The following is a 21,816-nucleotide window of genomic DNA, read 5'->3' as shown; positions in this document are numbered from 1 at the left end:
GTACGTTTATGGCTGATATGCAGGAATATAAATGTCCCTGCTGTGGCGGGGCAATTGAATTTAACAGCGCAGTTCAGAAAATGAAGTGTCCGTATTGTGATACGGAATTTGAAATGGATACCCTTAAGGGATACGATAAGGAACTTAAGGAAGAAGCAGAAGATGATATGACCTGGGACACTACTGCAGGAGGAGAATGGCAGGATGGAGAAACTGATGGTCTTCATAGCTATGTATGTAACTCCTGTGGTGGGGAAATTGTGGGAGATGATACCATGGCGGCAACATCATGTCCGTTTTGTGGAAACCCTGTGGTACTTATGGGACAGTTTAAAGGTGACTTGCGACCGGATTACATTATTCCTTTTAAGCTGGATAAAAAGGCGGCAAAGGCAGGATTTGAAAAGCATTTGTCAGGAAAGCGTCTTTTACCAAAGGTATTTAAAAGTCAGAATCACATAGAGGAAATAAAGGGTGTATATGTTCCTTTCTGGCTTTTTGATACAGATGCCAAAGCCAAAATCAGATATAGGGCAACTACCGTAAGAACCTGGAGCGACAGCGAATATGATTATACGGAAACCAGCCATTTTATGGTACATAGAGGTGGAAGTATAGGATTTGAAAGAGTTCCGGTGGATGGCTCATCTAAAATGGCAGATGATTTAATGGAGTCCATTGAACCATACAATTTTGAGGATGCAGTGGATTTCCAGACAGCTTACTTAGCAGGCTATATGGCAGATAAATACGATGTAACAGCAGAACAAAGTATTGAACGTGCCAATGAGCGTGTGAAACAATCAACGGAGGATGTTTTTGCTGACACGGTTACAGGATATGCAACAGTGGTTCCTGAAAGCACCAGTATACAACTTAAAAACGGCAAGGCAAAGTATGCCCTGTATCCGGTGTGGATGCTTACAACATCATGGAATGGCAATAATTACATTTTTGCAATGAATGGCCAGACAGGAAAATTTGTGGGAGACCTGCCTGTGGACAAAGTCGCCGCCTGCAAATGGGCTGTAGGTCTCACTGTAGTTTGCAGTATTTTAGTTTATATTGTGGCATGGATTTTATGGTTTGCCGGAATTTTATAGGAGGATAAATAGATGAAAAAGAGATTGTACATAATTTTATTTACCCTTATCTTTTCTACAATGTGTGTAATGCCGGTGTTTGCCCAAAACGAAATGGCTGCATATGTAGTGGATGATGCAGGATTATTAACAGATAGCGAAGAAAACTCGTTAAATGAAACTTTAAAGGAAATAAGCAACAGGCAAAACTGTCAGGTGGTAGTGGTAACTACCAACAGCCTTGACGGAAAAAGTGCGGAAGCATATGCCGATGATTATTACGATTATAACGGATATGGTAAAGATGGAATTTTGCTGTTAGTATCCATGGAGGACAGGGATTATGGGATATCGACTTGTGGGTATGCCATTAAGGCATTTACTGATGCCGGAATAAATTATATAGAAAATAAGTTTTTAGATGACTTATCCGCCGGTAATTATGAAAAGGCATTTAGTACTTATGCAAAACAATGTGACAAATTCCTTACCCAGGCGAAAGAAGGGGCTGCATATGATTCTTCCAATATGCCCCACGAACCTTTGTCTTCAATGTGGATATTGATTTCTTTTGTGGCAGGACTGGTTATTGCCCTGATAATTGTGGCATGCATGATAGCAAAATTAAAATCTGTTCATATGCAGGCAGCAGCAGGCAATTATGTTAAAGACGGAAGCGTTGACATTTCCGAAATGAGGGATTTGTATCTTTATTCAAACATTACTAAAAGAGCCAGACCGAAAAATGATAACAATAATGGTGGCGGAAGCAGCATACATATTTCATCATCCGGGGAAACTCATGGTGGAACCAGTGGTAAATTCTAATACAAAAATAATATCATAAACATAAAAATACCTTAGCAGAGAATCATAATAATTCATATGCTAAGGTATTTTTTATGTGATAAATAATTACATTACAGTGCGTATAAAATAATTGCAAAGAAATGTAACACGCTTCCTGCAAGAATAAATAAATGAAAAATGGAGTGCATCCATTTTTTTGTTTTTCCAAGACCATAAAGAACAGAGCCAATGGTGTAGGCAATGCCTCCGGTTACAAGAAAAACAACACCACCAAGATACATAACATCGTAGGTCTGTTTAATAAAGAAGATAATAACCCAGCCCATGGCAAGGTAGCAAATCATGGACATTACACGGTATTTTTTTAAATCAATGGCAGTAAGGGTACAGGCAACAACGGCACAGCCCCATACTAAAGCGAAAATAAACCATGCAATAACAGGATACTTAGGCATCATGGCAACTAAAAGTATAGGTGTGTAGCTTCCTGCAATAAGGAAATAAATGGTGCAGTGGTCTAAAACCTGCATAACTTTTTTTGCCATACCGGGTTTTAATCCGTGATAAACGCTAGACATTGTATATAAAGCTATTAAGGTAAATCCATAAATGCAGGATGAAATGACACCAATGGCACTGTGAGCCTTAGCTGCGGTAATAATACAAAGCACTAAAGCGGCAATACCTAAAGCTCCACCTACAATATGGGATACCATATTAAAAATCTCTTCACCTTTTGAATATGTAGGGAGTTCCCTATCTGCTAATTTAATTCTTTTACTCATAAATTTAAACCCTCCATTAATCAATTCTACAACATGTAGTTATTAATACTACATTGAATGATAACATTTATTATATTTTTAGTCAATAAAAAAATATTAAAAAATTTTAAAAAAACTATAGACATTTTAAAAGTGTGCATATATAATATGAGCATACACAAAAGCAAGGAGGGAAAACAATAAAAATATGAACACAGGAACATTAGCTATTTGTGATAACGATAGTGAATATGTGAGCCGACTGGCAAACTATATTAGAAACAGACATGGAACAGTGTTTCGTGTGATTTCTTTTACCAGAGTAGAAGCGCTTAAGGAATATCTGAAGAAGGAAAGCATTACCATAGCTCTTATATCGCCGGAATTAATGTTTGAAAACATTGAAAATGAAAATATTCAAAACATTATAATTCTTTCATCAGGAACCGTAAGCTTAGAATATGAGACATATCCTGCGGTATATAAATATCAGTCTACGGAGAATATTTTACAAAAAATATCAGACTGTTATAGAAGGGATAATCAGGTGGAAGAGGTTAAGGTTTTAGGAAAGGCGGCACAGATTATAGGGATATATTCACCTGCATGTAATGAAGAAAACACAGTATTTTCCATTACACTGGGGGCTATGCTGGCACGGAAAAGCTCCGTTCTCTATATTAATTTGGAAGAATTTTCAGTGTTTGAAAAACTGCTAAATACCAGATGCGCAAAAGATTTGTCTGATCTTATGTATTATTTCAGACAAAGCAGGGAGTCTGTAGCCATAAGACTTCACACTGTTATTTGCAGGTATAAGGATATGGATTATATTCCACCATTATTGTATTCGGAAGATTTGCGAAAAATCAAAACAGAAGAGTGGATTAATTTAATCAAGAAAATTTCAGAGCTGGGGTTATATGACAGAATAATAGTAGACACAGGTAATATGGTGGAGAATATTTTTGAATTATTAGATATATGTGACAAGGTGTATATGCCTGTTAATACAGGATGGATTAATACCATGAAAGCATCTGTTTACGAAGAATTTTTATTAAAAAGCGAAAAAGAAGAATTACTAGAAAAGACAAAAAAGATATTTATACCGGAAATCAGTACGGAGAGTTTCAGTGAGAATTATTTAGAAAATCAGTTAGAGGGAAAATTAGGTGTTGTTATAAAAAAAGAGTTAGAAGAGGTTGCATAAAATTTTAGGATGATGATATGAAAACTAACAAAGAAGATATTAGAAATAAAGTTGTGGACAATCTGGATATGTCCAGGGAAGCTGAAAATAGCGAGATACATGAAATTATAGATGAAATAATTGCAGAAGAAACTGAATACAGATATATGTCGGTTAGTGAAAAAATAGGTTTACATAAATATATATTTAATTCCATTAAGGGATTGGGAATATTAGATGAATTGTTAGAAGATGAAGACATTACGGAAATTATGATTAACAGTCATAACAGCATTTTTATTGAAAAAAAGGGACATATATATGAAACGGAGGGACAGTTTGATTCTCCGGAAAGGCTAAATGACATTATACAGCAGATTGTAAGCAGAAATAATAAAAGAATTAATGAATCATCACCTATAGCGGACACCAGACTTCCTGACGGCTCCAGGGTAAACATTGTTCTTCCACCGGTGGCAATTGACGGAGCAGTAGTTACGGTTAGAAAGTTCCCCAGGGAAAGAGTTGATATGAAGAGGTTAATTGAACTTAAATCCATTACTAAGGAAGCAGCGGATTTTTTGGAAAAGCTTGTGGTATCAGGTTATAACATTTTTATATGCGGTGGAACCGGCTCCGGTAAAACTACTTTTTTAAATGTTTTGTCAGATTACATTCCCGGAGAGGAAAGGGTTATTACCATAGAGGATTCTGCGGAATTACAGCTAAAAAATATTAAGAATATAGTGAGAATGGAGGCAAGGCAGGCGAATACTGAGGGAGAAAACGAAATTACCATAAGAGATTTAATCAGAACATCCCTTAGAATGAGACCTGATAGAATTATAGTGGGAGAGGTTCGTGGGAAAGAAGCTATTGATATGCTTCAGGCAATGCAGACAGGGCATGACGGCTCCATGAGTACAGGTCATTCAAACAACACTAAGGATATGCTTAACAGGTTAGAAACCATGGTACTTATGGGAATGGACATCCCTATGAATGCCATACGTTCCCAGATAGCATCTGCTATAGATATAATTGTTCACTTAGGGAGGCTTCGTGATAGAACCAGAAAGGTTTTAAAAATAGACGAGGTATTAGATTGTGTTAATGGAGAAATAAAATTAAATCCTCTCTTTGAGTTTGTGGAGTACGGGGAGACAGAGGAATTGGTAGAAGGAAAGCTTGAAGCTAGAAACAGGTTAGTAAACACTGAAAAATTAGAAAGGAGTGGTTTAAGTCTTTAAATGATTTACAAAGTATCCAAAAAGGAAAAGGCAGTGGTAATTATGGTGATTTTTATGGCTATAATTATTATTTCAATATTGTTTTACGGAACCATTTATGCAGTAGTTATTCTTTTGCCTTTAGGAGTTCCCATATACAGGGAGCAAAAAAGAAGAATAATTAATAAGAAAAAGAAAGAACTTAAAGTGCAGTTTAAAGATATGCTTATGGTTATGTCCGATTCCTTAAAAACAGGATATTCCGTTTCAAATGCCTTAAAGGAAAGCTATAAAGATATGGTTTCAATGTATGGAAGATACAGTTACATATGTGAAGAATTAAGAATTATGATATCTAAAATAAAGTTAAATGTAAGAGAGGAAGATATATTTAAGGACTTTGCCAAAAGAACAGGTTTAAGGGAGGCTATATTATTTTCACGTATTTTCTCAGTTGCAAAAAGGACAGGAGGAAACATGACGGAAGTAATAGGAAGTGTAACGGACAGTATTGTATTAAAGGAAAACGTAAGGGAAGAAATTGAAGTGTCCACAACAGAGAAAAAAACAGAGCAGAAAATAATGACGTTAATACCTATGGCTTTAATTTTGTATGTAAAAATGATGTCTCCGGATTTTCTAAACATTATGTATGAGACTAATGCAGGAAGAATTGTTATGACAATATGCCTTGTGCTTTATGTTTTGGCTTTTTTGTGGGCACAAAAAATAGTTGAATTTAATGAGGAGTATTAAAGTAGGAGAATGATAAAAATATATGTCATTGCAATAGTGTTAATTACCATATTTTATACATCTACATTTTTTTACAGGAAAAAGTTAAGAAAAAATCTGAACAGAAAGGATTATCCCTTAAAGGCATTATTTGGTATGGCTATGTTTATGGTGGATAAGTTTCCCATAGCTTACGCCGGAAAAGGAAATTCTTTAAATAAAGCCATAAGAAAGATAAGTGTTAAAGAAGATATTAAAAAAGAAAAATATTTGTATATTGTAAACAAGGTTTCCTATTGCATTTTATGTGGTATTTTGGCGGTAGTGTTGGGATTAGGAATAGAAATATCCGGTAGCGAAAGCAATGAACCTATTACATCAGTGAAAAGAGATAGCATAGATGATGAGGTTTATAACATTTATTATGAAGATGATTCAGGGGCAATAAAACCAATAGAATTAGAGGTAGGGAAGAAAGAATTAAAGGATGAGGAGATATTAAAAATCATAAAAGGGTATCAGGAGGAATTGGTTCAAAAGGCTCTGGGAAAAAATGATAATGCCCAAAATGTTACAAAGCCATTAAATCTGGTAGGAAGCATTGGTGAGGAAAATATATTAGTCAGCTGGGAAATAAGCGATTCTGACATAATAGATTATGATGGAAAAATAAATAGCAATGTTGATAAAGAGGGAGAATTAGTTTATCTTACGGCAATAATGACCTATGAAAAGGTTACACTAGAGTATGTTTTTTCAGTAAATGTATATCCACATCAGGGAGAGAGTGATGCTAAAAGGCAGGTCCAGTCATATGTTGATAATCAGGATGTATATGACAGCCAGGTAAATCTGCCGGAAAAAATAGATGGCAAAAAGGTTAAATATTATAGTTCTAAAGGGCAAAATAGCTATGTTGTAGTAACAATAGGATTAATATTGTCAGTGGCATTGTTCTTTTTTAAAGACAGGGACATAAAAGATAAAATTGAGGATAGAAATGAACAGTTATTAGAAGATTATCCGGAAATAGTAAATAAACTTCTTTTATATCATAATGCAGGTCTTTCGGTAAAAAGTGCCATAGAGAAAATAGTATCGGGTTATAAGGAAGATAAAAAAGAATATCATGAAATGTTAAGATATGCTTATGAAGAACTAGAGATTTCTTTAATACAAATGAAAAGTGGCGTATCGGAAATTACAGCTATTAATAATTATGGAAAAAACTGTGGATTACATTGTTATGTGAAATTATCGGGAATTATAGAACAAAATATACGAAGGGGGACAAATGCCATGACTGTGGTACTAGAAAATGAACTGGAAAGCTCAATGATAGAAAAGAAAAATACCATGCTAAAGGCAGGAGGGAAAATCTCAACAAAATTAATGGGACCAATGATTGTAATGCTGATTGTTGCCATGGCAATTATAATGGTTCCGGCATTTTTATCAATGAATTTATAAGGAGGAGTAAATGAACAATAGTTTTAAATATATTATGGAAAATTTCTCAAGATATTGGAAAAGAACCTTCTGGAAGGACGAAAAGGGAATGGGGGTAATAGAAGTAGTGCTTATTATATTAGTGTTAGTGGGACTAGCCCTTGTGTTTAAAAATCAAATTTCAGGAGTGGCAGATGGCGTTTATAAATCTATTAAAACACAGATTAAGTCATTTTAAGATTAAAAAAATTATTTCAGGAAAAACCAAAGGAAGCATATCCATATATTTAAGCATTGTCATGGTAGCAGTAATGTTGTTTATTAGTGTTGTTTCAGAAAGCGGACGAATTAACGTTGTATATTCGGAAAGCAAAAGTTTTACGTATATGGCAGCTGATTCTGTAATGGCGGGATATGCAAGGCAGGTTTTTGATGAATATGGATTATTACTTGTATGGGAAAATCAGAATACTGAAGAAGAACTGAAAAAGTACATACAAGCTAATATAAACATGGCAGATTTAAATGGTATGGGAACTAATTTTATGTCCACAAGGCTTAAAAACATAGAAATGGACAAGGTGGAATATGTTACGGATAACGGCGAAAAGCTGCTTTTGTCTCAAATAGCTTCCTATACGAAATATGCTGCAGGAGCAACAGCCGCAGAGGAGTTAATTAAATTATTTAACAAATACGAGAAACGCAGCGACGAAAAGACAGATTCAGTTGCAGATGTGTTCGATGAAAAAATATCTGAAAATGATAGTAAGGAGCTGCAAAATCTTGTAAAGGATATTGATGAGTTAATTGTTAAAATTAAGGATGTTGAAAAAGAGAAAAAATTAATTAATGCGGTTAGCCGGATAATAGAGAGAAATGTAAGCTCTAAAAACAATGATAAGGTTGAAAAAAAGTATAGAAGTCTGAGAAAAATACTTGATAAGAAAGCGGGTATGATTAGCAGAGCCATAGACCAGGGAAAGGACTACGAGGGAAAAAAAGCAGCCTATCTTAGGGAAAGTGGATATACATCCGGCGAAAAAGATTTTGTTGAGGAAAATACACTAATACTGAAAAAAATGGTGGGCATATTACAAGAGGAAAAGGCACTGGATGTTTCAAAATTAGAAAGTATTGTTCCGGAAAACATTAATATTTTAAACAGCTCCATGTCATTACTACATAATTATATTAATGAAACAGAATCTTTAAAAGAAAATCAGATTACTGAGGAAGATAATAGAAATAAGTCTATTTATGAAAGTGCTAAAGAATTATTACAAAAAGGACTATTATCGTTGGTAACAGATGACGTATCTGATATATCAAATGCATCTATATCTGATTTAAATCTGCCATCAAAAAAAGAAAATACAGAAAAAAACGGCAAAACAGATTTAACTGACAGGGCACTGCTGGCGTTGTATGGTAAAAGAAAATTTGGTAACTACATTAGTAAAATAAAAGACCATGATTTAAGCTACGAAATGGAGTACATAATAAGCGGAAAAAGTAGTGATAGGGATAATCTTACGGAAGTTGTTAAAAAAATAGTGGGAATAAGAAATGTTATGAATTTAGGATATCTTTTAACAGATAGTGTTAAAATGAGCCAATTGACTTTTATAGCATCATCGGCGGCTACAGCCATAGGATTACCTTTTTTAGAGCCGGTAATAAAGGCGGTTTTAATAGAGGCGTGGTCCCTGGGGGAGGCAGTAGCGGATGTGAAAGGTCTCTTAAAGGGAAACGAAGTAGTTTTCATAAAGGATAAAATCAGTTGGAAAACAGACATTAAAAATCTGTTAGGAGGAAGCATTAAGAATGATAAAAATAGCAAAAAATTAAGTTTAAATTATGAACAATATTGCATGATGTTGATGATGATTGCAGATGGAAACAAAAGCCTTTTTAGGATAATGGATCTTATTCAATTAAATATACAAAAGAAATACAACAGTAAATTTCAAATGAGTAAGTGTTTTTCAGGTATGAAGTTTAAAGCAGTATATGAGATAGAACCGTTATTTGTGGCAATGCCATGGGTGTTAAATAATCTAAATGAAAGTAATGGTTCTTATACATATAAAGTTAAATGTGATATGAAATATTAAAAATAATGGAGGTAAATGAACATGCCCTTTTTCGGAAAATATAATAAAAATAAGCAAAAATACAGTGCTCATCTCCAAGTACAAAGATCTCATATATACCTTTTAAAAAAACGAAAAAGGGTGTGTTCATTTACCTCCCCTGGAAGTATCAGTATAGAAGCGGCAATGGCATTAACGGTTTTTATAGGTATGGTGCTTTTTATGGTAAGTTTTTTAATTATGGTAAGCACACAGTTTTCGGTACAAATGAAATTAAATAACATAGCATTGATTACTGCTAAAAGCAAATTTTATGTTCAACTGGCAGATAAAGTGACGGACTATAATGATACATTAAAGAAAATAAAAACGGAAATTGAAGAAAACAAGAATAAAATAACTGAAAATGATATGTGGAACAAGGTTAAAGGTTCCATATATGAAAATAATGGAATTGATGATGTGACAGATATAAGACTTAATTATGTTTTAAAAACATCTTTTTTAGACAGGACTATAGCCATAAAACAACGAAGCATGGTTAGGGACTGGACAGGAAGTGACATAACAAAAAGTCAGAATATAGTTTACATAACTCAAAATGGAAAAGTGTATCACTTAACGAAGGAGTGCAGTCATCTGGCACTGTCAATTAGCAGTACATCTTATGCATCTGTAAAAGGGCTTAGAAACAATTACGGAGAAAAATACAGCAAATGTGGAATATGTGTAACCAAAAAGCCGGAATCAGGTACAAAGGTTTTTATTGCGGAAGATGGAAACAGGTATCATTTGAGTCTTACATGTAGTGGAATAGTAAGAAATATTATAGCAACAGACAAGGAAAGTGTAACAAATATGCCGGCATGCAGTAGTTGTGGAAAGGAATAAAATGATTGAAACTATTATATCATTACCGGTGCTGATATCAGGTGCCATAATGGATTTTAAGTACAGAAAAGTATTTATAATGCCGTTTATAATGGCATCAGCTTGTGGAATTATTGTTAATGCAGCTGTTTATAAAAGAGATTTTAAACACTATGCATTGGGTGTGGGACTGTCGGTGCTACTGGTACTTATATGCCTTATATCCAAAAAGATTATGGGATTAGGTGATGGACTGGCGATACTAATGACAGGATGTGTTTTTAACAGTAAAAGTATGCTAATAATAGTTTTATTATCTTTTTTAATAATGTCAGCTACAGGAATAACAGGCGTAATAATAAAGAAAACAAAACTTAAAACAAAATTACCTTTTCTTCCATTTTTATTAATGGGAGAGGTGGTATTTTTAATAATACAGAGGTGATGCAGGTATATGAAAAGAAACTTAAACAGGAACTTGAATAGGCACTTAAGGAGGCAGGAAGAAGCGCAGCTTACAATAGAGACAGCCTTGGTTTTTCCTATAGTGTTACTTATATTAAGTGGGTTATTTTATATGATTATGTATGTACATGATATTGTGGAAGTAAGAAGCGGAGCATACAGGATTGGAATGGAGTACAGTTTTGGTAATATAGATGAAAAGGACGTAGAAAACAGTATTAAAGGTTTGCCGCTTTTTGTGGCAACACCAAAAATCAAGATTTCAAAAGGATTAGATAGTTATGAAATAGCTATTGATTTACAGGGTAAGGGTAATGTGAACATGATTAATATCATAGTTAATTCAGGTGACAGGCAAATAATACATATTCCCCAAAGAATATCCAAAGAGGTTATGTATGGAAGCAGGGTTTTATTAGAAGAATTGGAGTCGAAAAGAGGAAAAAAGTAATGGATGTATCCTATGAAAAGCATGCAGACAGAAATGTAATGATAATCAGGAATATAGGTGACAGTGAAAATGATTATAAGTCAAAAATGATTCTTAATAATAAAATAGAGGGTATTGTTCCTATGACTTTAGAATATGTAAATAACGAAAAAGAAATTCATTATGATATAACCTCAAAGACTGCAATAAAGGATATGTTTGCTGTTCATTTGGCATCAGCTAAAAATTTAAGACAGTTTGTAGAGGATATGAAGTCTCTTTCTGATGAACTTGGCAAATATCTTATTGGAATGGAGTGTGTAATTTTAGATGCAGAATTTATTTTCTTTAATAGGAACACTAAAAGGTACGAATTCTGTTTACTCCCCTTTTTTGAAACTGATATGTATGGCGGAATAAGAAATATTTACGAGAAAATTCTGGAATTAATTGATTATGATGATAAAGATGCAGTAGTAATGGCATATGAAATACAACAGGTTACAAATAACAAAGATTTCACTATGGCAGACATATTAAACTGTACAAAAGTGGAGGCACAGTCAGAAGTTCACAGGAAAGATAATGAAATACAGGAGACTAGAGTTAATCAAAACATAGATAAATATCAGGATAAAACACCTGAAAAAAAGAGATGGTTTGAAGGAATATTTTCATCTTTCAGGCGAAAAAGCAATTATTTAAGTAGTGAGCAGTTAGAACAAATCGCTGTAAGTGAGGAAGAAAACATATATAATTTTAATGGTGATGAAGTTGCGGAGGAAGAGGATAATTATTATGAAACTACAGTGCTTTATGAGGAGACGATTATTCTTAGAAGCTTAGAGCAGAAAGATATGTTAATACACCCTGATAAATTCCCTTTTCTAATAGGTAAAAGCAGATTAAAATGCGATTATGTAATAGACGAAAATGTAATAAGCAGGGTGCATGCTAAAATAATAAAGAAGAATAATACTTTTTTTATTGAAGATATGGATTCTACAAACAAAACCTTTATAAATGGGAAAAAACTAGAGCCGGGAAGGAAAGAAAGAATATCAAAAGGTGATAAAATTACATTAGCAGATGTGGACTTTATAGTGGAGTAGCAGAAACTAAAATGATATAATGATGGTAATTGACATAAACTAGTGTGATAAAGGAGGTTTTCCAATGGAAGAAAATATAAAAAGATTAAAAGAGACAATTGAAAATAGCAATAATATTGTATTTTTTGGTGGAGCGGGAGTTTCTACGGAAAGTGGAGTACCTGATTTTAGAAGTGTAGATGGACTTTATAATCAGAAGTACAAATATCCTCCGGAAACTATATTAAGTCATACCTTTTTTAGAACAAAAACAAGGGAATTTTTTGAATTTTACAGAGATAAGATGTTGTTTCCTGACGTAAAGCCTAACAAGGCACATTATGCACTGGCAAAACTAGAAAAGGAAGGAAAATTAAAGGCTGTTGTAACTCAGAATATTGATGGATTGCATCAGGCGGCAGGAAGCAAAGTAGTTTACGAATTGCATGGCTCAGTTCATAGAAATTACTGTGAAAAATGTGGAAAATTCTATGATTTTGATTATGTGTATAATTCAACAGGAATACCTGAATGTGAGTGTGGCGGAATTATTAAACCTGATGTTGTATTGTATGAAGAAGGGCTTAACCAGGAAATATTAAATAATTCCGTAAGAGCCATTGCCAATGCAGATGTATTGATAATAGGGGGAACTTCCCTTGCAGTATATCCGGCAGCAGGTCTGATTGATTACTATAAAGGAAACAAGCTTGTTTTAATAAATAAAAGTACCACTGCTAGAGACTGCTATGCAGATATTGTTATAAACCAGCCAATAGGAGAAGTTTTAGGTCAGGTTGTGGACTTATAATTTGATTTTTGTAAAAAGAGAGAAAACGCTGTTTTTATATTGAGGTATTTGTCGTAAAGTTTAGTGACATTAAGGCATTGATTTGACAAATTAATACACCCCTTCTGTGCTAATATTTACAGGTAATATGAAGAAGGAGGAGGTCTCATGATAGAAATGGTATATAATGGCAAAGAACCGGTAGAGCAGGGAGAGGTAAAATTACCTAAAAATATACGCCAGATAGGAAACAACGATTCTAATAAAAAAATATATGTAGAAGATTATGTTTTAACACAATTAAAGAAAAAAACTCAAAATGAAGAGGACATAAGGTATGGTGTTTTACTTGGTGAAGTGAAAAAAGGAAGAGGAAACACATACATATTTGTTAAAGCCATGGTAGAGGTTTTGGACATAATTGAAAACAGTCTTATATTTAACGATGATATCTGGTCAGGAGTATATTCAAACATAAAAAAGTACTTTGACAAGATGAACATTGTAGGATGGTTTGTTTCGGTTCCTTATAGAGTTACAGACGATATGAACGGAATAAAAAAGGTGCATCTTGATAATTTTGCCGGAAATGACAAGGTTTGTTTTTTAAGCGACAGAACCGAGAAAGAAGATAATTTCTTTATTTATGAGCAGGGAAGTCTGGAAAAACAGCCGGGATACTATATCTATTATGAAAAAAATGAAAAAATGAAGAAGTATGTAAAAAGTATTAATAATGGAAAATCTTCAATAGATAGTGCTCAGCAGACAAAAAGTGAAGCCAAAAAAGAGGACAGACAAATTAATAACATAAAGTTAAATGAACCTGAAAATAAAAGACAGTCAAATCAAAAAAGAAATAAAGCGCCGGTACCCGCAATTGATAGCGCAAAAAGTTTCAGAGACATAGCTAAGGAAGAAAGACAGGATACAGTTATACGACAGGGGAAAATGGCATATGGTGTCAGCGGTATTCTTATAATAGCATTGTTGTTATCTACAGTTGTCATGCTAAACAATTATGGTGAATTAAAAAATATAAAGCAGACATTGTCAAACTTTAATATGAAACAGGAAGCTCAGGCAGTTAATCAAATATTAAATAGTGAAACAACCCCGGAGACGACCCGGAAAGAAAAAAATGATAACGGAGAAAGTCAGGTTAGTGAAAACAAAGAAACTGTCATTTCAGAAACAAAGAATGATGAAAAAACAGATACTACAGAAACAGTCGTAAACAGTTCATATTCAGGAAAAAGTCATGTAGTTAAGGCAGGTCAGACCCTTTATGACATAAGCATGAAGTATTATGGAACAAGTAAAATGGTAGATGAGATAAAAGAATATAATGATATAGATGATGATTACACTATCGTGGAAGGTCAGAAAATATTATTACCATAAATGTTAAAAAGGTAGTGCGATATTTTATGAGATATTGTATAATCGTAGATAGTTTCAAAAAAATTATTGAAGATTATACAATGGGAAGTGAAAATGTGGCACAGGAATATTCCGAAAAAGTAAGAAAGTTTAAGAAAAATAATAAAATAGCAGATATATTAGTAAAGATTAAATCTTTTTTCAGGAAAATCAGAATAGGTGTTGTACTTGCAGTTGTAGCAGTGTTGGCAGTTATTATCGGTATTTTCTTTTATAAAAAGTATCAGACATTTGATAATTATAAGGTGATAGATTCACTTAAAGTAGACAGCGGAAAAGATAGCAGATATGAGGCATATGGAGATTTTGTCATAAAGTATAGTAGTGATGGAATATCCTATATTGATGGGACGGAGACTGTATGGGATGAATCCTTTGAGATGAAATCTCCTATTGTGGATATTTGTGACGATTACATTGCCGTTGCAGATAAAAATACAAATGACATTTTTATTTATAATAAAGATGGTAAGGTAGGGCACGCGTCAACAAGCTATCCTATTGTGAAGTTAGAGGTGGCATCCCAGGGAGTTGTTGCCGCATTACTGGAAGATAAAAATGCAAATTATATAGAAGTATATGATAAGGATGGAGAGAAACTTATTTCCCACAAGACATTGTTACGGGAAAATGGATATCCCCTTAATTTTTCCATATCTGAAAAGGGAAGTAAGATGGTGGTGTCGTATGTTACAGTAAACGGCGGAGTTATGAAGAATAAAGTTTTATTCTACAACTTTTCAAGTGCCGGACAGAATGCTTCAGATATGATGGTGGGAGAATTTGACCAATATGGAGAAACTCTGGTGCCGATGGTTAAGTTTATTTCTGACAATGTGGCAATAGCCGTGGGAGAAAATGTTCTCACAGTTTATAGTATGAGAGATAAGCCGTCTGTTAAGTGCGAAAAGAAGTTTAAGGATGAGATTCAGAAGGTTTTTTATAGTGACAATTATGTAGGTTTTGTTTTAAAAAATGCCAATAGTAAAAAGCCATATAGAATAGAAGTTTATAATTTAAGAGGCAAAAGAGTTATGGGGGCGGAAACCTCTGTGTTATATAATAACGTAACATTTTCCGGAGAAAATGTATTAATGTATGATGACATGAATTGTAAAATAGTATCTTTTGGAGGAGTGGAAAAATTTACCTATACCTTTAAGGGACAGATTAATGATATAATCCCGGTGGATGGTAAAAAAACATTCTTAATAATGGGCAATTCAAAAGTACAAAAAGTGAAATTAAAGTAGAATTAGGTACAGAATGAGAGAATGTGTCTGTATACCAGTAAGGAGGCAGATATGGGAAATATATTGTTAGTAGCAGTTGGAGTTTTTTCTATTATTATGATATTAACAGGATTGAAAAAAGGTCTTATACGAATGGCTTTTTCACTGTTATCAATGATAGTTATTTTATTTTTGATAAATATTTTAACACCGTCAGTTAAGCAATTACTTAAGGCAACACCGGTATATACTGAGATTACGTCCAGTATTGGAAAATATGTTGATGATAATGTTAATTTGGCAACTAAAAATATGACTCAGACAGGTGTAAGTGCACAACAGAAAATAATTGATGGTTTACCTCTTCCTAAAGAAATTAGAAAGAGTTTAAAACAAAATAATACTGAAGAAAGCTACAATTCTTTTAAAGTAGATTCATTTTCTGCATACATATCGGCATCGCTGGCAGATATGATAGTAGGTGCTGTAGCATTTATAATACTATATATTGGATTATCAGCTTTACTTAAGATATTAATAAATGTTCTGGATATTGTTGCAAGGCTTCCGGTGATTAGCACATTTAATGCAGCAGGCGGAGCATTAGTTGGATTGGCAGAGTCCGTAATCATCATATGGATAGCCTGCATTGTTGTAACTGCTTTTAGTTCAACACAGTGGGGACAGACGGTTTGTAAGGCAATTTCAGATAATGGTATATTAAGTTTTATTTATGACAATAATATTATACAGAAGTTTATTACAGGGATTTTTTCAATATAAATTATAGAGAGGATTTTATAAGGAAAATCCATAAATGAAATTTCTTAAGTAAAATATATAAATTTTATTGACAAAATATATTCTATCTGATACATTATAAAGGCTGTTAAAGTGGTTAATCCACTATGGCTCCATGGTCAAGCGGTTAAGACACCGCCCTTTCACGGCGGTAACAGGGGTTCAAATCCCCTTGGAGTCATTGACGTTATGGCGAAATGTAATTGTATTTGCAAAATTGCCTTGACGATATTAAGAACCCTTGTTATAATAAAGTGGTTCTAAAAATATGGCGCAATAGCCAAGTGGTAAGGCACGGGTCTGCAACACCCTGATCACCAGTTCAAATCTGGTTTGCGCCTCTAGAGAAAGCACTCAGAGTTTCTGGGTGCTTTTTTTCTTGACTACTATTGTGAACATAGATAAAATAAAATTAGGAAGTTGTGGCAAATAACAATCATGAAAGGAAAGTATATGAAGAATAGAATAATTGCAATTATTTTAACAATTACTTTATTGGTTACACTGGCTATTCCTGTTGTGGCAGCAGGTGATGGCAACTGGGGAGATGATAATGCTCCATGGAATGTGGGAATAACAAATGACAAGCTTTTAGGTAATTATGAATTAGGAACATCAAAGGAATTTGAAATAGCATATTACCCATCAGACAGTGTAGGATTAAAGGCAATAAGACATATAGAAATAACAGGTGATTACCCGGTATCAGGATTTGAATACTATGAAAATGGCAAGTGGAATGATGTGGAACAGTTTACTTCAAAAATAGTATTTAAGGATACAACAAAACAGAAAGTGCATGTCACATTTAATAAAGAAGGAAAGTATACAATAAAGTTTTGGGTATCAACAGCTGATGGAAATCAGTCTGTAGTAGCGAAAAGAGTTATTAATGTTGCAAAAACATCAATAACTCTTTACAGGGAAGTGGAGACTACACCTACAGTAGTTCCGACCACAAAGGATATTGAGCCGGTTACAACAGAACCTGTTACAGTGGCACCAACTACAAAGGATGAAACAGAGTCAGAAGCATCAACACAGGCACCGACAACTAAGCCTATTATAACAGAGCCGGTTACGATAAAACCGACTACAGTTGTTCCTACAACTAAGTCAGTTACAACGACAGCTGCTCAAAAGGTTAAGGTGGGAAAGACTGCAATAAAAAAAGCTGTTAAACAGAAAAAAGCCAAAAAGGCAAAAATATCCCTGAAAAAGGTTAAAAAAGTTTCAGGATATCAGGTGCAGATATCTACCTCAGCTAAATTTGTCAAGAAATTAACAATTACTAAAAATATTAAGAAGACAAGCTGTACAATAAAAGCTTTAAAGGCAAAAAAAGTATATTATGTCAGAGCAAGGGCATACATAGTGAAGGGTAAAAAGAAATATTATGGCACCTGGACTGTGAAAAAGAAAGTAAAATTTATAAAATAGGAATGTGAGAGTATTATAATACTTAAGGCATTTCAGACACAAAAGATTTCACATAAATTTTCATGTGGAATCTTTTGCATAATGAAAGAAAATCATAAGGAGTTTTTTATGAATATATTTAGCAACTTGATGTATAACCAGAGTTTTGCCGTAAAGGGGAAAGTCAATATAAAAAGATTAATTGTAAGCCTAATAATAACAATAGCAATAGAATTTGTGGCATTTTATGTAATGATTCCGGCGTTTAATATCCATTCCATGGAATTTTGGGAGTTTCAGGGATTCTTTCTCCTTGTATTTTTTGTTCTTACATTTAAAACCAAAGGAAAGAATAATATAAAATTAAAATACAATGCAATCACTAAAATTGTAGGAATAATTTTAGTGTTAGGGGTGTTGGCGGTGCTAATAGGAAATCTTGTATCGGCAAAAATTTTTAACGCAAAAAGATATGCTTCCATAATGGACATAGAAAATACAAAATTTGAAAATATAATAAAACCGTCGGAAACAATAAATGACATTGCCCTTATGGATACAGGAAGTGCCAGAGTAGTGGGACAAAGGGCAATAGGTGCATTGTCAGATGTAGTCAGCCAGTATCAGATAAATGAAGACTACAGCCAGATTGCATTAAATGGCGAGCCGATGAAGGTGGCAACTTTAGAATATGCTGGATTTTTCAAGTGGTTTAATAACAGAAAAAACGGCATTCCGGGGTACGTGTTAGTAGACGCCGTTAAATTTGAGGCTAATTATGTTAAATTAAAACAGGCTATTAAGTACACAACATCAGGATGGTTTAATGATAATCTTCAAAGACATTTAAGATTTAAATATCCAACAGCAATATTTGAAGGATATTATTTTGAGGTAGATGAAGAGGGAAATCCATATTATATCTGCCCTACAATGACTGCAAAAATAGGACTTTTTGGAGGTTATGACGTAAATGGTGTGGTAATATGCAATCCGTGTACAGGAGAATGCAAAAAGTATTCATTAGACGAAGTTCCGCAGTGGGTTGACAGAGTTTATGATGGAGATTTAATTGAAACTAAATACAATTGGCATGGAATGTTAGCAGATGGATTTATCAACAGCATAATAGGACAGAAGGATTGTAAGAAAACCACGGCGGATTATGGATACAAGGTCATTGACAATGATGTGTGGATTTACACAGGAGTAACCTCTGTTATTGATGACTCATCAAACATAGGATTTGTAATGGTAAATGCCAGAACCGGAAAGGCAAGTTACTTTAATGTGGCAGGTGCTGAAGAATTTTCTGCAATGGAAGCGGCAGAGGGACAGGTTCAGAATTTAGGATATGATGCGGCGTTTCCGTCCCTTATTAATATTGATGGAAGACCAACTTATTTTATGGTATTAAAGGATAAGGGAAATCTGGTAAAACAGTATGCCCTTGTTGATGTAAAAAAATATAGCATAGTTGCAACGGGGCTGACGCAGAAGGATACCCTTGCAACCTATAGAAAACTTCTTAGGGAAAATGGTGTAAACTTATCTGATAAGCAGGAAGATTTGTCAAAAATATATGAAAGTGCCCTTATTGAGGTTAAAGAAATAAAATATATAAATATGGCAGATGAAACATATGTGTACATTACAGATAAGGAAGGCAATGTTTATAAAGAAAAATTTGCTGATGATGAAACTCTTGTATTTATAAGTCAGGGGCAGCAAATTGAAATATATTATGACACAAATGATGATACAGCAATAAGAAACATACAATCATGGAAGAAGGTTAATAATGTTAAGAATGAATAAGAAACTCTTAAAAAGTTTAGCACTAATAATGTGTATTGTAATGAGCTTTAGCGTATATTTGCCGAAAGTAAATATAAAGGCAAAAAGCACAGTGTATCTTTCGAGCACTAATATGGAGCTGACTAAGGGAAAGAAAACCAGGTTAAGGTTAAAAAATGCTCCGAAAGGTGCAAAAATAACCTGGAAGACCACTAATAAATATGCGGTAGTTGTTTCTAAAAAAGGTACGGTAAGGGCTGTAAATGCAGGTAATGCTACTATATATGTTAAATATAAGAATAAAACCTATTCCTGCAAAATTAATGTGCCGGATCCGGACAGACAAATTAAGTTAAATTCACAAAATGTTACTTTGGTTGAAAATAATACTTTTCAGCTTGTGGCAGAAACAAACAGTAAGGTAACGTATATATCAGAAAACAACAATATAGCAACTGTTGATAATAATGGGCTTATAACAGCAGTTAATCCGGGAACAGTGACTATTACCGCAAAAACCGCAACAGCATTTTCAAAGTGCACTGTACAGGTTCAATCAGCAGATGAGCAGGCTACAAGCCCTGACTGGATATACAATAAATCTGCAACAGGTATCAGAAGAATAACTAAAAGAGGAACGGTTGTTTATGATAATATCTGTTGGGTAAGTAATAAAGCCATATCCTTTAAAATTGATAATATTAATGAGAATAACATAAAAAAATGCGTATGGAGTTCTTCTGACAAAACGGTTTTGTCTAAGCCTCAAAAAAGAGATGGAAGTCTGATAACAACAGATGCAAATACATTAAAAGCAGGAACCGCAATTGTTACGGCAAAGGTTACTAATAAGTCGGGAAAAGTAAGTAAATATACCAGTTATGTTTTTGTAACAACTCCTGCCGCGGACAAGAGTAAACTTACACTTTATGGAAAGGGTGTAGGAAATAACAGACAGCAATATGTAACTTTTACAGGATTAAACAAGTTTAGCACCATATCAGTTAGTAATAGTAATGAAAAAGCGGCATCGGTTCAGATTTTTCATGATAAAATGGCTGTTACAGGTCTAAGCGAGGGAAGCGGTACCATTACAGTGACAATAGATGGCAAAGTCATAAAAATAAAATATGTTACATATAATGCAATAGTAACGTGTGGTGCAGCAGGCATCCAAAAGAAAAGGACAACTAAAATAACAGTGTCGGGAGCAGAGGGTATCACTCCGCGATACACATCAAGAAACAGAAAGATTGCCACGGTTAAATCTGATGGAACAGTTAAAGGTGTAAGGTCAGGTGTTACATATATAGATGTAAAGCTGGGAGATTACACAAAAAGCTTCCGAATAGAGGTTTCTGCAACAGGAATGCAGACAATCATTGACAGGGCTAATTATATAGTAAATCATTGGAAGTACAGTCAGGCAAAAAGAATGAAAAGTGGATATTATGACTGTTCAGCGCTGGTTTGGAAGGGATATAAGGCATACAATAATTATCAGAAAAAATTAGGCAGTTCTAAATGGGCATATTCGGCAGGAGAGTTGTTTGATTACCTGTACAGCAAAAATCAGATTATTTATTTTGGTTATACAGGAACTGATGATATGAAGCCGGGAGACCTTATTTTTTATGGAGATTACAATAATGCAGTAAAATATAGTACCCCGGGACGTACTCTTGATATATATCATGTGGCAATGTACGCAGGAAACGGACAGGTTGTAGAAAAAGGTGGTCAGACAATGAGCAGCAACAATACAAAATATATTGTAGGAATTGGGAGAGTGGTAAATTAATGGATTACGTTATTGGAAATATAGTCACTTTAAAAAAAGGACATCCCTGCGGTACAAATGAGTGGGAGGTTATAAGAACAGGAGCGGATTTTAAACTGAAATGCAGGGGATGTGGCAGAATAGTTATGATTCCCAGAAAAGCATTTGAGAAAAGCGTGAAAAAAGTTATAAGTTAAGATAATAGGAACAGAGTTGCATGAAGACTGAAAATTGCAAATCTGTTCCTATTTTTTATAATATGCAAATACACAAAAAATATATAAATAAAATAAAATAGGTTGACAACATAACAAAACATATGTATTATAATCAATACAAGA

21 protein-coding genes and 2 tRNA genes are annotated in these 21,816 nt (G+C 33.8%); 22 read left to right on the top strand and 1 reads right to left on the bottom strand.

The annotated features are described in order from the left end of the window. The first annotated feature begins 8 nt into the window (after positions 1-8). Both H8S00_RS07185 and H8S00_RS07180 read left to right on the top strand, forming a co-directional pair. Positions 9-1,103 (top strand): TFIIB-type zinc ribbon-containing protein, encoded by a 1,095-nt coding sequence (locus tag H8S00_RS07185; RefSeq protein ID WP_118589512.1) that lies wholly within the window; start codon positions 9-11, stop codon positions 1,101-1,103. Positions 1,104-1,115: 12 nt separating this feature from the next. Beyond that, positions 1,116-1,910: a TPM domain-containing protein gene (locus tag H8S00_RS07180; protein WP_118589511.1), complete on the top strand. Its 795-nt coding sequence runs from the start codon at positions 1,116-1,118 to the stop codon at positions 1,908-1,910. 92 nt (positions 1,911-2,002) lie between these two features. On the opposite strand, the gene trhA is transcribed toward H8S00_RS07180, so the two are convergent. After that, positions 2,003-2,677: a PAQR family membrane homeostasis protein TrhA gene (gene trhA, locus H8S00_RS07175; protein WP_118589510.1), complete on the bottom strand. Its 675-nt coding sequence runs from the start codon at positions 2,675-2,677 to the stop codon at positions 2,003-2,005. A gap of 187 nt (positions 2,678-2,864) precedes the next feature. On the opposite strand from trhA, the gene H8S00_RS07170 reads away from it, so the two are divergent. The 20 genes from H8S00_RS07170 to H8S00_RS07075 all read left to right on the top strand — a co-directional run bounded on the left by H8S00_RS07170 (position 2,865) and on the right by H8S00_RS07075 (position 21,672). Further along, a complete protein-coding gene (locus H8S00_RS07170; RefSeq protein WP_186840313.1) occupies positions 2,865-3,869 on the top strand; it encodes a P-loop NTPase family protein in 1,005 nt (334 codons plus the stop codon). Positions 3,870-3,886: 17 nt separating this feature from the next. Continuing rightward, entirely contained in the window at positions 3,887-5,098 is a 1,212-nt protein-coding gene (locus tag H8S00_RS07165; protein ID WP_021953501.1) for a TadA family conjugal transfer-associated ATPase, read from the top strand. Beyond that, positions 5,099-5,833 carry a type II secretion system F family protein gene (locus H8S00_RS07160; RefSeq protein ID WP_118589508.1) on the top strand — a complete coding sequence of 245 codons (735 nt, stop codon included), beginning with the start codon at positions 5,099-5,101 and terminating at the stop codon, positions 5,831-5,833. A 9-nt stretch (positions 5,834-5,842) separates the two neighbouring features. After that, the gene (locus tag H8S00_RS07155; protein ID WP_118589507.1) at positions 5,843-7,282 is read left to right on the top strand and encodes an immunoglobulin-like domain-containing protein; all 1,440 of its coding nucleotides are present in this window, start codon (positions 5,843-5,845) and stop codon (positions 7,280-7,282) included. Between the two features lie 10 nt (positions 7,283-7,292). Then, entirely contained in the window at positions 7,293-7,499 is a 207-nt protein-coding gene (locus tag H8S00_RS07150; protein WP_021953498.1) for a Flp1 family type IVb pilin, read from the top strand. Continuing rightward, the gene (locus H8S00_RS07145) at positions 7,456-9,378 is read left to right on the top strand and encodes a DUF5702 domain-containing protein (protein ID WP_118589506.1); all 1,923 of its coding nucleotides are present in this window, start codon (positions 7,456-7,458) and stop codon (positions 9,376-9,378) included. The genes H8S00_RS07150 and H8S00_RS07145 overlap by 44 nt, the downstream gene beginning before the upstream one ends. A gap of 165 nt (positions 9,379-9,543) precedes the next feature. After that, complete coding sequence (locus tag H8S00_RS07140) at positions 9,544-10,248, top strand: hypothetical protein (protein WP_147365745.1); 705 nt, start codon at positions 9,544-9,546, stop codon at positions 10,246-10,248. 1 nt (position 10,249) lies between these two features. Continuing rightward, complete coding sequence (locus H8S00_RS07135; RefSeq protein WP_118589504.1) at positions 10,250-10,672, top strand: prepilin peptidase; 423 nt, start codon at positions 10,250-10,252, stop codon at positions 10,670-10,672. 9 nt (positions 10,673-10,681) lie between these two features. Next, the gene (locus tag H8S00_RS07130; protein WP_021953494.1) at positions 10,682-11,143 is read left to right on the top strand and encodes a TadE/TadG family type IV pilus assembly protein; all 462 of its coding nucleotides are present in this window, start codon (positions 10,682-10,684) and stop codon (positions 11,141-11,143) included. After that, complete coding sequence (locus H8S00_RS07125) at positions 11,143-12,234, top strand: DUF6382 and FHA domain-containing protein (RefSeq protein ID WP_118589503.1); 1,092 nt, start codon at positions 11,143-11,145, stop codon at positions 12,232-12,234. Before H8S00_RS07130 ends, H8S00_RS07125 begins: the two co-directional genes overlap by 1 nt. Positions 12,235-12,298: 64 nt before the next feature. Beyond that, complete coding sequence (locus H8S00_RS07120) at positions 12,299-13,024, top strand: NAD-dependent protein deacylase (protein ID WP_021953492.1); 726 nt, start codon at positions 12,299-12,301, stop codon at positions 13,022-13,024. A gap of 147 nt (positions 13,025-13,171) precedes the next feature. Next, complete coding sequence (locus H8S00_RS07115) at positions 13,172-14,407, top strand: LysM peptidoglycan-binding domain-containing protein (protein ID WP_118589502.1); 1,236 nt, start codon at positions 13,172-13,174, stop codon at positions 14,405-14,407. 26 nt (positions 14,408-14,433) lie between these two features. Then, positions 14,434-15,699: a DUF5711 family protein gene (locus H8S00_RS07110; protein ID WP_021953490.1), complete on the top strand. Its 1,266-nt coding sequence runs from the start codon at positions 14,434-14,436 to the stop codon at positions 15,697-15,699. Between the two features lie 51 nt (positions 15,700-15,750). Further along, a complete protein-coding gene (locus H8S00_RS07105) occupies positions 15,751-16,461 on the top strand; it encodes a CvpA family protein (RefSeq protein WP_158576865.1) in 711 nt (236 codons plus the stop codon). Positions 16,462-16,588: 127 nt separating this feature from the next. Continuing rightward, positions 16,589-16,660: transfer RNA gene (locus H8S00_RS07100), tRNA-Glu, on the top strand. A gap of 89 nt (positions 16,661-16,749) precedes the next feature. Then, positions 16,750-16,820 (top strand) — tRNA-Cys (locus tag H8S00_RS07095). A 112-nt stretch (positions 16,821-16,932) separates the two neighbouring features. Further along, the gene (locus H8S00_RS07090; protein WP_186840312.1) at positions 16,933-17,919 is read left to right on the top strand and encodes a hypothetical protein; all 987 of its coding nucleotides are present in this window, start codon (positions 16,933-16,935) and stop codon (positions 17,917-17,919) included. A gap of 108 nt (positions 17,920-18,027) precedes the next feature. Next, complete coding sequence (locus H8S00_RS07085) at positions 18,028-19,716, top strand: hypothetical protein (protein ID WP_021953487.1); 1,689 nt, start codon at positions 18,028-18,030, stop codon at positions 19,714-19,716. Next, positions 19,700-21,496 carry an Ig-like domain-containing protein gene (locus H8S00_RS07080; RefSeq protein ID WP_186840311.1) on the top strand — a complete coding sequence of 599 codons (1,797 nt, stop codon included), beginning with the start codon at positions 19,700-19,702 and terminating at the stop codon, positions 21,494-21,496. The genes H8S00_RS07085 and H8S00_RS07080 overlap by 17 nt, the downstream gene beginning before the upstream one ends. Beyond that, complete coding sequence (locus H8S00_RS07075) at positions 21,496-21,672, top strand: DUF951 domain-containing protein (RefSeq protein WP_021953485.1); 177 nt, start codon at positions 21,496-21,498, stop codon at positions 21,670-21,672. Before H8S00_RS07080 ends, H8S00_RS07075 begins: the two co-directional genes overlap by 1 nt. The last annotated feature ends 144 nt before the right edge of the window (positions 21,673-21,816 follow it).

The sequence above is a fragment of the Eubacterium segne genome (assembly GCF_014287775.1).
Classification (GTDB): Bacteria; Bacillota; Clostridia; order Lachnospirales; family Lachnospiraceae; genus Eubacterium_G; species Eubacterium_G segne.
The sequence above is the reverse complement of the archived record's forward strand: the minus strand, read 5'-3'. Positions and strand labels throughout refer to the sequence as shown.

Bases quoted from the DNA above. Each gene is read 5' to 3' on its own strand.
- H8S00_RS07185 (WP_118589512.1), top strand. From the start codon at position 9: ATGGCTGATATGCAGGAATATAAATGTCCCTGCTGTGGCGGGGCAATT.
- H8S00_RS07180 (WP_118589511.1), top strand. From the start codon at position 1,116: ATGAAAAAGAGATTGTACATAATTTTATTTACCCTTATCTTTTCTACA.
- trhA (WP_118589510.1), bottom strand. From the start codon at position 2,677: ATGAGTAAAAGAATTAAATTAGCAGATAGGGAACTCCCTACATATTCA.
- H8S00_RS07170 (WP_186840313.1), top strand. From the start codon at position 2,865: ATGAACACAGGAACATTAGCTATTTGTGATAACGATAGTGAATATGTG.
- H8S00_RS07165 (WP_021953501.1), top strand. From the start codon at position 3,887: ATGAAAACTAACAAAGAAGATATTAGAAATAAAGTTGTGGACAATCTG.
- H8S00_RS07160 (WP_118589508.1), top strand. From the start codon at position 5,099: ATGATTTACAAAGTATCCAAAAAGGAAAAGGCAGTGGTAATTATGGTG.
- H8S00_RS07155 (WP_118589507.1), top strand. From the start codon at position 5,843: ATGATAAAAATATATGTCATTGCAATAGTGTTAATTACCATATTTTAT.
- H8S00_RS07150 (WP_021953498.1), top strand. From the start codon at position 7,293: ATGAACAATAGTTTTAAATATATTATGGAAAATTTCTCAAGATATTGG.
- H8S00_RS07145 (WP_118589506.1), top strand. From the start codon at position 7,456: ATGGCGTTTATAAATCTATTAAAACACAGATTAAGTCATTTTAAGATT.
- H8S00_RS07140 (WP_147365745.1), top strand. From the start codon at position 9,544: ATGGCATTAACGGTTTTTATAGGTATGGTGCTTTTTATGGTAAGTTTT.
- H8S00_RS07135 (WP_118589504.1), top strand. From the start codon at position 10,250: ATGATTGAAACTATTATATCATTACCGGTGCTGATATCAGGTGCCATA.
- H8S00_RS07130 (WP_021953494.1), top strand. From the start codon at position 10,682: ATGAAAAGAAACTTAAACAGGAACTTGAATAGGCACTTAAGGAGGCAG.
- H8S00_RS07125 (WP_118589503.1), top strand. From the start codon at position 11,143: ATGGATGTATCCTATGAAAAGCATGCAGACAGAAATGTAATGATAATC.
- H8S00_RS07120 (WP_021953492.1), top strand. From the start codon at position 12,299: ATGGAAGAAAATATAAAAAGATTAAAAGAGACAATTGAAAATAGCAAT.
- H8S00_RS07115 (WP_118589502.1), top strand. From the start codon at position 13,172: ATGATAGAAATGGTATATAATGGCAAAGAACCGGTAGAGCAGGGAGAG.
- H8S00_RS07110 (WP_021953490.1), top strand. From the start codon at position 14,434: ATGAGATATTGTATAATCGTAGATAGTTTCAAAAAAATTATTGAAGAT.
- H8S00_RS07105 (WP_158576865.1), top strand. From the start codon at position 15,751: ATGGGAAATATATTGTTAGTAGCAGTTGGAGTTTTTTCTATTATTATG.
- H8S00_RS07090 (WP_186840312.1), top strand. From the start codon at position 16,933: ATGAAGAATAGAATAATTGCAATTATTTTAACAATTACTTTATTGGTT.
- H8S00_RS07085 (WP_021953487.1), top strand. From the start codon at position 18,028: ATGAATATATTTAGCAACTTGATGTATAACCAGAGTTTTGCCGTAAAG.
- H8S00_RS07080 (WP_186840311.1), top strand. From the start codon at position 19,700: ATGTTAAGAATGAATAAGAAACTCTTAAAAAGTTTAGCACTAATAATG.
- H8S00_RS07075 (WP_021953485.1), top strand. From the start codon at position 21,496: ATGGATTACGTTATTGGAAATATAGTCACTTTAAAAAAAGGACATCCC.